This window comes from Priestia sp. SIMBA_032, from assembly GCF_046535215.1.
Lineage (GTDB): Bacteria > Bacillota > Bacilli > Bacillales > Bacillaceae_H > Priestia > Priestia aryabhattai.
Map to the genome: position 1 here is coordinate 1 of NZ_JAWRXD010000425.1, position 293 is coordinate 293.

Here is a 293-nt window from a genome sequence, read left to right on the forward strand (position 1 = left end):
GACGCTCAGTTCAGCCACGTTCTTGAGTTGGCCGGTCAGCCAGGCGCCATTGTTGAGTTGCAGTTTGGCGGTGCTGCCCTCTTCAACCACCACGTCGCCCACCAGGAAACTGTTGTCGACGTTCATGTTGGCGGTGGAGTCGCCGGTGACTTCCAGGAGGTTGCCGTTGCCGCCGGTCAGGGTCGAGCCGTTGCGGACCTGGATATCAGCGTTTGTACTGCCATAGTCGTCCCCTTCCACCAACAGTGCGGCGGCGCTGCGCCATTCAACACTGGTACGGTCCAAGACCAGGG

Annotated in this window: 1 protein-coding gene; it reads right to left on the reverse strand. The window is 61.1% G+C overall.

Annotated features, from left to right (window positions below; all coding sequences use genetic code 11):
- The coding region (locus SB717_RS35015; RefSeq protein ID WP_410907497.1) for a hypothetical protein at positions 1 to 293 on the reverse strand (293 nt) is incomplete at both ends.